Origin of the sequence: Streptomyces sp. NRRL S-495, assembly GCF_000966955.1 — a bacterium.
Lineage (GTDB): Bacteria > Actinomycetota > Actinomycetes > Streptomycetales > Streptomycetaceae > Kitasatospora > Kitasatospora purpeofusca.
In genome coordinates this window covers 1-3079 of the sequence record NZ_JZWY01000830.1, presented here as the reverse complement: position 1 = coordinate 3079, position 3079 = coordinate 1, and the positions used below count along the sequence as shown (strand labels likewise).

Genomic DNA, 3079 nt, shown 5'->3' with positions numbered 1-3079 from the left:
CTCGGCACCGTCCGCCAGGTCGCCGACGCCGGGAAGAGCGCCCTGATCGTGTCCGACGAACTCGACGACCTGCGCGTCTGCGACCGCGTCCTGGCCATGTTCCACGGCCGCGTCGTCGCCGAGTTCGAGCACGGCTGGAGCGACGAGCAACTGGTCTCAGCCATGGAGGGCATGGCCGGCCCGACCGATACGAAGGAAAGCCATGTCTCCCACCACTGAGGTCCGCGCGCACGCGGCGCCCGCCGCCACCCGGCCCGCCGAGCGCCGCTTCCAGCTCGCCCGCTACCGTGATCTCTCCCTCGTCCCGGTACTCCTGGTGCTGGGCATCATCGGATTCGCGGTCTCGCCCGCCTTCCTCACCTCCGACAACCTGCTCGGCGTCGGCCAGCAGGCCACCGAACTGAGCCTGCTGGTCCTGGCCGAGGCGCTGATCCTGATCGTCGGCCGGATGGACCTGTCCCTGGAATCCACGATCGGCGTGGCCCCCGTCATCGCCGTCTGGCTGGTCCTCCCCGACCACGGCGCGCGCTTCAACGGCCTCGGGCTCTTCCCCTCCTGGACCGCCATCCCGCTGTGCCTGGCCGTCGGCGCGGTCATCGGGGCGATCAACGGGTTCCTGATCCTCAAGCTGCGCCTCAACGGCTTCATCGTCACCCTCGGCGCGCTCACCCTGCTCCGCGGCCTCCAGGTCGCCATCTCCCAGGGGCAGTCGATCGTCAACCTGCCCGGCTCCTTCACCTACCTCGGCAGCGCCAGCTGGCTCGGCGCCCCGGCGGCCATCTGGATCTGCGCCCTGCTCTTCCTGGCCGGCGGCAGCGCCCTCGCCTGGCTGCGCCACGGCCGCGCCCTGTACGCGATCGGCGGCAACTCCGAGGCCGCCCGCGCCGCGGGCATCCGGGTCGACCGGATCACCTGGGTCGTACTGATCCTCGGCGGCCTGCTGGCGGCCTTCGCCGGTGTCCTCTACACCGGCCACTACGGCTCCATCTCCGCCGACCAGGGCAACGGGTGGATCTTCCAGGTCTTCGCCGCCACCGTGATCGGCGGCGTCAGCCTCAACGGCGGCCGGGGCACCCTCTTCGGCGCCCTGACCGGTGTGCTGACCCTCCAGCTCGTGGTCAACGTCATGACACTCGCGGGCGTTCCGCCGCTGTGGAACCAGTTCCTCAACGGCGCGATCATCATCGTCGCGCTGATCATCTCCCGCTTCGCCTCGGGCGAGAAGCAGGAGTGACGGGCCCCACGGCCTGAGGGCCGCCGGAGCGGCGCGACCGGCCCGGCGGGAACCGGTCGCGCCGCTCCGTCCTCTCCTTTCCCGCCCCTCTTCCCCGCCCTCTTCCCCGCCCCTCGACCGACCACCACTTCCAGGCCCGCACGCAGGAGGCGAACACCCATGGCGGTGACCGACCAGGCCATCGAGAAGATCAAGGAGATGATCGTCTCCGGCGCCCTGCCGCCCGGCGCGAGACTCCCCAACGAGGCCGGTCTCGCCGACCAGCTCGGGCTGTCGCGCAGCTCGCTGCGCGAGGCCGTCCGGGCGCTCACCGCGATGCGGATCCTCGTCCCCAAACAGGGCGACGGCACCTACGTGTCCGGCCTGGAGCCCCATCTCCTCCTCGAAGCGATGGCCTTCGCCGCCGATGTCTCCCACGGCCGCACAGCCGGGCAGCTCCTCCAGGTCCGACGCCTGCTGGAGCCACAGGCCACCGCCCTCGCGGCCGGCCTGCTCACCGACGAACACCTGCGAACGCTGCGGGCCGTCCTCGACCGGAGTGCCACGGACATCGGCATCGAGGAGTTCATCGAACTCGACATCGAGTTCCACCGCACCATCGCCGATGCCGTCGGCAACCCCGTGCTGTCCACCCTGCTCGGCATCCTCTCCACCCACACCCAGCGGCTGCGCATCGTGCGCGGTACGCACAACGCTTCCGCCCGCGAGCAGGCCCACCGCGAACACGAAGCCATCTGGCGGGCCCTGGTCAACCGCGATGCCGTCCTGGCCGCCAGTGCCAGCACCGTGCACGTCGCCGCCGTCGAGGACTGGCTGGCCGCCGGCACCGACTCCCTTGCCCTCGGCACCATCGCCTGACGGCGAGCTGCCGAGTCCCGCAGATCCGCTCCCCTCTCCCTCAATACGCAGGACCCCCACCGCCCAGGACGGTCTGACACATGAAGAGCCGAACCATCCGGACCACCTGCGCGGGCTGCATCGCCGTGTTGCTCGCCGGCTGCCTCACCGCCTGCGGCGGCACCGACGACCCCGGCAACTCCCGCCCACAGATCGGCATCGACATCCCCCGCGCCGACTCCGACTTCTGGAAGGCGTACGCGAAGTACCTCCAGCAGGAGATCGACGACCAGCATCTGAGCGTCCTGCCCCCGACCCGTTCGGACGGCGACGAGGCGACGTTCACCGCCAACGTCCACTCGCTGGCCGCACGGCAGCCCAAGTCCATCGTCATGGCGCCGCAGAACACCATGGCCACCGAATCGACACTCTCCGACCTGTTCCGCGCGAACATCCACGCGATCAGCGTGGACACCGAACCGGAGCACGGCAGCGTCTACATGGTGGTACGCGCCGACAACAAGGCGTACGGCACCAAGGCCTGCGAGTTCCTCGGCAAGCAGCTCGGCGGCAAGGGCAAGGTCGCCGAGCTCCAGGGGGCACTGAGCTCCATCAACGGATACGAACGCTCCGCGGGGTTCGCCGCCTGCATGAAGCGCAACTTCCCCGGCATCCAGGTGATCGCACTGGCCACCGAGTGGAAGGGCGACGTCGCCTCCGCCGAACTCCGGTCCACCCTCGCCGCCAACCCGGACCTGAACGGCATCTACCTGCAGGCCGGCGGTGTGTTCCTGCAGCCCACCCTCGCCCTGCTCCGGCAGCAGGGCCTGCTCAAGCCCGCCGGCCAGAGCGGCCACATCGCCGTCGTCTCCAACGACGGCATCCCCGCCGAGCTCNTCGACGCGATCCGCAAGGGCGACATCGACGCGACCGTCTCCCAGCCCGCCGACCTCTACGCCAAGTACGCCCTGTACTACGCCAAGGCCGCCGCCGAGGGCAAGACCTTCC

General features: G+C 70.2%; 3 protein-coding genes and 1 pseudogene. All 4 read left to right on the top strand.

The features are described 5' to 3' along the window. Positions 1-219 (top strand): annotated as a pseudogene (locus tag VR45_RS34385) (sugar ABC transporter ATP-binding protein); the annotation flags it as partial. After that, the gene (locus VR45_RS34380) at positions 203-1234 is read left to right on the top strand and encodes an ABC transporter permease (protein ID WP_045943833.1); all 1032 of its coding nucleotides are present in this window, start codon (positions 203-205) and stop codon (positions 1232-1234) included. The pseudogene VR45_RS34385 and the gene VR45_RS34380, both read left to right, overlap by 17 nt. A gap of 159 nt (positions 1235-1393) precedes the next feature. Further along, complete coding sequence (locus tag VR45_RS34375; protein WP_045943832.1) at positions 1394-2092, top strand: FadR/GntR family transcriptional regulator; 699 nt, start codon at positions 1394-1396, stop codon at positions 2090-2092. An 80-nt stretch (positions 2093-2172) separates the two neighbouring features. After that, the coding region (locus VR45_RS34370; RefSeq protein ID WP_045943831.1) for a sugar ABC transporter substrate-binding protein at positions 2173-3079 on the top strand (907 nt) is incomplete at its 3' end.

Bases quoted from the DNA above. Each gene is read 5' to 3' on its own strand.
- VR45_RS34380 (WP_045943833.1), top strand. From the start codon at position 203: ATGTCTCCCACCACTGAGGTCCGCGCGCACGCGGCGCCCGCCGCCACC.
- VR45_RS34375 (WP_045943832.1), top strand. From the start codon at position 1,394: ATGGCGGTGACCGACCAGGCCATCGAGAAGATCAAGGAGATGATCGTC.